5 protein-coding genes and 1 pseudogene are annotated in these 3,861 nt (G+C 70.1%); 4 read left to right on the top strand and 2 right to left on the bottom strand.

All coding sequences use genetic code 11. The features are described from left to right. The 4 genes from HY68_RS04575 to HY68_RS04560 form a co-directional block, all read left to right on the top strand. The coding region (locus tag HY68_RS04575) for an HRDC domain-containing protein (protein WP_041984694.1) at positions 1-387 on the top strand (387 nt) is incomplete at its 5' end. A 165-nt stretch (positions 388-552) separates the two neighbouring features. Continuing rightward, positions 553-900: a hypothetical protein gene (locus HY68_RS04570; RefSeq protein ID WP_041984690.1), complete on the top strand. Its 348-nt coding sequence runs from the start codon at positions 553-555 to the stop codon at positions 898-900. Between the two features lie 175 nt (positions 901-1,075). Next, positions 1,076-1,444: a WhiB family transcriptional regulator gene (locus HY68_RS04565; protein WP_041984688.1), complete on the top strand. Its 369-nt coding sequence runs from the start codon at positions 1,076-1,078 to the stop codon at positions 1,442-1,444. Continuing rightward, complete coding sequence (locus HY68_RS04560; protein ID WP_041984686.1) at positions 1,441-1,764, top strand: hypothetical protein; 324 nt, start codon at positions 1,441-1,443, stop codon at positions 1,762-1,764. Before HY68_RS04565 ends, HY68_RS04560 begins: the two co-directional genes overlap by 4 nt. An 85-nt stretch (positions 1,765-1,849) precedes the next feature. On the opposite strand, the gene HY68_RS04555 is transcribed toward HY68_RS04560, so the two are convergent. Together HY68_RS04555 and HY68_RS44760 are read right to left on the bottom strand one after the other, a co-directional pair. Continuing rightward, the gene (locus tag HY68_RS04555; RefSeq protein WP_041984683.1) at positions 1,850-3,283 is read right to left on the bottom strand and encodes an AarF/ABC1/UbiB kinase family protein; all 1,434 of its coding nucleotides are present in this window, start codon (positions 3,281-3,283) and stop codon (positions 1,850-1,852) included. A 46-nt stretch (positions 3,284-3,329) separates the two neighbouring features. Continuing rightward, positions 3,330-3,861: pseudogene (locus tag HY68_RS44760) on the bottom strand (ThiF family adenylyltransferase); the annotation flags it as partial.

The following is a 3,861-nucleotide window of genomic DNA, read 5'->3' as shown; positions in this document are numbered from 1 at the left end:
GCCGTCGAGCGCGGCGGTGCGGGCGCCCGGCGCAAACGGCGCGGACCGGCGCTGTGCCGGGTGTGCGGCAAGACCCTCACGGACGCCGGCGAGATGAAGCTGATGCGCTGTGAGGACTGCCCCTCCGACATGGACGAGGCGCTGTACGAGCGGCTGCGCGACTGGCGCGCCGGCCAGGCCGAGCTGATCGGCCAGCCCGCGTACTGCGTCTTCACGGACAAGACCCTGATGGCCATCGCCGAGGCGGTGCCGGGCGGCGAGGGCGAGTTGGCCGGTATCGCCGGGGTCGGCAGCCGGAAACTGGGCCGGTACGGGGCCGATGTTCTGGCCATCTGCGCAGGCGGGGAGCCCGGGGACGCCGTCGCGGGCACGGCGGGAACAAGCTGATTCAAACTCGTCGGGAAAATAGTTTGCGCGCGCCCCGTCGGTCCCCATAGGTTCTTAACCACGGAAACAAGCGCTTCACTGAAGCCCTGTCGCCGTGCTCTACTTATCCGAATACGTGTGACCGGCCCCGGCCGGTCCCCTAGACGCCGAGAGGAGGCGATTCCAGTGATCAGCATCAACAGCGGTAGCAGCGCCAAAATGACCGATCGTCCGGTCGCCTCTGTCTGCTCTCTCGGCGTCTCCCGCCCGGAGTTCATTGTCGTCACCGATCTGTCCGGCGCCTTTGCCGTGCGTTCGGGCTCCGTCGTGGAGACAGGTGTCAACCTGCTTCCCGGTCGGCGCGTCAATGACCCGCGACGGACCAAGGCAGTGGCAGCAGGAGCGACGGCGGCCGAGGCTCAGGCCACGGCCTATGCGCTCGCGGCAGCCACTGCCGAACCCCAGCAGCAGATGAAGCACCAGCACAAGATGTGGGCCTTCCGTGGGCTCGAACCCTGGAGCGATCCAGTCTGATCGAGAATCAGGCCGGCGCCTTCAGGGCCGCGGAACCCCACCCGGGATCCGCGGCCCTTTTTGTTTGTCCCGAACGGGACGGACAGCGCGAAGGGGCCTCGGGGACAAGAAGCACCAGGTACCAAGCCGCAACCCGGCCAACAGGCCGGACCGACCAGACGAGGAAGAACAACCCGTGCAACTCGAAGCGCACGCCCCGTCCGTACCGCCTTCCGAAACAAACCCCCCGCCCGGTCTCACGGAGGACTCCACCTTGACCCCGCTCACCACCCTCACCGCGCTCGACGACGCCATCGACAGCCTCGGCGTGCCCGTTCCCTGCCGTGCCTACGACCCGGAGGTCTTCTTCGCCGAGTCCCCGGCCGACGTGGAGTACGCCAAGTCGCTCTGCCGCACCTGCCCGCTGGTCGAGGCCTGCCTCGCCGGGGCGAAGGAGCGGCGCGAGCCCTGGGGCGTCTGGGGTGGCGAGCTCTTCGTCCAGGGTGTGGTCGTTGCCCGCAAGCGGCCCCGTGGCCGTCCGCGCAAGAACCCGGTCTCGGCATGAACGCGACCGGAACCATCGACCGCCCCTTCACTCACGATCCCCAGAAACAGGATCCGATGACCCCTTCCACCCGTGAGCCGTCCGGCTCCGCCACACCAGTCGTCACCACGCTGGGCGCGAATGACTCGCGCCAGAACAGGACCCGCGAGATGCAACTCATTCCAGAAGCCCTTGCCCGCGCGCATATGGACGAACGAATGCGGGACGCCGAGGCGCAGCGCCAGGCCTCGCGCCTGGTCGCCGCCCGGCGTATGCAGAGACGTGCTGAGCGCGCGTCGATGCGTGCCCGCCGCGCGCTGGCCATGGCCGTCATGCAGTGACCGCCGCCGTGCGGTAGCCGTAGTGCGCAGATCGACATGAAGACGCGGGGGCCGGTCCTTGAGGGGACCGGCCCCCGCGGCGCGTTCAGCCCTCGGTCCCGCCGTCGGTCTCGTCGTCGGACCCGGTTCCGCCGCCGTCCTCGTACTCCGGCTCCGAGTCCGGCAGGAAGCCGGGCAGCCAGTCCTCCAGCTCCTCGCGCAGCCGTACCGTCGCGTTGAGCTGGCAGAGGACCCCGATCGTGCTCAGCGTGACGCGGTGGATCAGCAGATACGCCGGCGGCAGATTCAGCTGCCGCCCCAACTGGTGGGCGGGGGAGCGAGGATCGGCGATCCGCGCCGCCTGCGTACGCATCCAGGTGCGGGTGAAGGTGAACTCCTCCACGGCGGCCGGCTCGATGATCGGCAGCAGATAGTCGAGCACCGCGTCCGGGTCCAGGTCGATGGTCTCCCTGACGAACCCCTCCTCCCGCAGCAGGTCGTAGACCGCTTCGGCGTCCCCCTCAAGCGTCGTACGCAGCGCCTGGCCGATGGTGTCGGGCAGCCCGCCGGGCAGCCGGTCGACCGTGCCGAAGTCGAGCACACCCAGCCGGAACTCACCGATCCGCTCCTCCAGGGAGTCCGCGTCGTCGTCCTCCGCGCCGACGGGCGGCAGCAGCCGGAAGTTGCCCGGATGCGGATCCGCGTGCAGCAGCCCGGTGCGCGCCGGACCGGAGAAGAGAAATCTCGCCAGCAACTGGCCGGCCCGGTCCCGCTGTTCGAGGGTGCCGTCCGTGATGATGTCGGCCAGCGGCCAGCCGTCGATCCACTCCGTGACCAGCACCTGCTCGCTCTGGTGCACCACCTCGGGGACGACCACGTCGGGATCGTCGGCGAACTCCTCCGCGTGTTCCTGCTGGGCCTGTGCCTCCAGGCCGTAGTCCAGCTCCTCGGCGACCCGGTTCCGCAACTCCGTGATCAGCGGTTTGATGTCCATGCCCGGGATCAGCGGCCCCAGCAGCCGGGCGAACCGGCTGAGCTGCGCCAGGTCCGACAGCAGCGCCTCGCCCGCCCCCGGATACTGCACCTTCACGGCGACCTCGCGGCCGTCGTGCCACACGGCCCGGTGCACCTGGCCGATCGAGGCGGCGGCCGACGGCTTGTCCTCGAACTCCAGGAACAGCTCACGCCAGTCCTCGCCGAGCCGCTCCGTCAGCACCGCGTGCACCGTGCGGGTCGGCATCGGAGGCGCGGCTTCCTGGAGCTTGGTGAGCGCGGCCCGGTAGGGCCCAGCGACCTCCTCCGGCAGCGCCGACTCGAAGACGGACAGGGCCTGTCCGAACTTCATCGCCCCGCCCTTGAGCTCGCCGAGCACCTTGAACAGCTGGTCGGCGGTGCGCTGCTGAAGCTCACGGCTGACGATCTCCGCCGACTTGCCGCCGATCCGTCTGCCAAGACCCCAGGTGGCTCTGCCGGCGAACCCGATCGGTAGCGTGGCCAGCTTCGCGGTGCGGGTGACCGCCTTCCGGGGAAGATCAGACATGAAGCCCCTCCTAGGGTCTGTCCGGCGGCCATGGAGCGTGCGGCGGTTACCCGACCATTGTGTCGTGCGGCGGGCCGGTCCCGGCGACTCGCTCCCCCTCTGTTCTGCCTGCGGCCCCGCAGGAGCAGTCCCGATGCGGGGTGAGCCGCTCCGCACGCCAGTCCAGCAGCGGCATCGACACCTCCCAGCGTGCTCCGGTGCTCGCGGGCAGTTCCCCGTCGAGGAACGACAGCGCGTGCGCGGCCGTCAGTCCCGCGACCGTCGTGGCGAGGCCCAGATCACAGGCGGGTACGGTGACAGCTCTGCGCCCCGACCTCCACTGTGCCAGCATCCGCGGCCAGCCGGGATCTCCCTCGGCCCGCTCCAGCGCCAGACAGCCCGCGCAGGCCGTGCCGCCCGGCAGCACCAGCGGTCCGACCAGGCCTGTGGCTTCGATCACTCCCGCGTAGAGATGCGGGGTGCCCGTGCCGATCCAGGACCCGGCGGCGGCCGGGTCGGGTGCGTACGCCGCGAGGCCGTCACGCGGAGCGACGATCACCAGCGAGAGCGGGGGCTCGGCTGCCTGCCGCTGTCCCGTA

This window comes from Streptomyces sp. AcH 505 (genome assembly GCF_000818175.1).
GTDB lineage: Bacteria > Actinomycetota > Actinomycetes > Streptomycetales > Streptomycetaceae > Streptomyces.
Note: the sequence above shows the minus strand (reverse complement) of the source record. Positions and strands in the feature narration are given on the sequence as shown.

Bases quoted from the DNA above. Each gene is read 5' to 3' on its own strand.
- HY68_RS04555 (WP_041984683.1), bottom strand. From the start codon at position 3,283: ATGTCTGATCTTCCCCGGAAGGCGGTCACCCGCACCGCGAAGCTGGCC.
- HY68_RS04560 (WP_041984686.1), top strand. From the start codon at position 1,441: ATGAACGCGACCGGAACCATCGACCGCCCCTTCACTCACGATCCCCAG.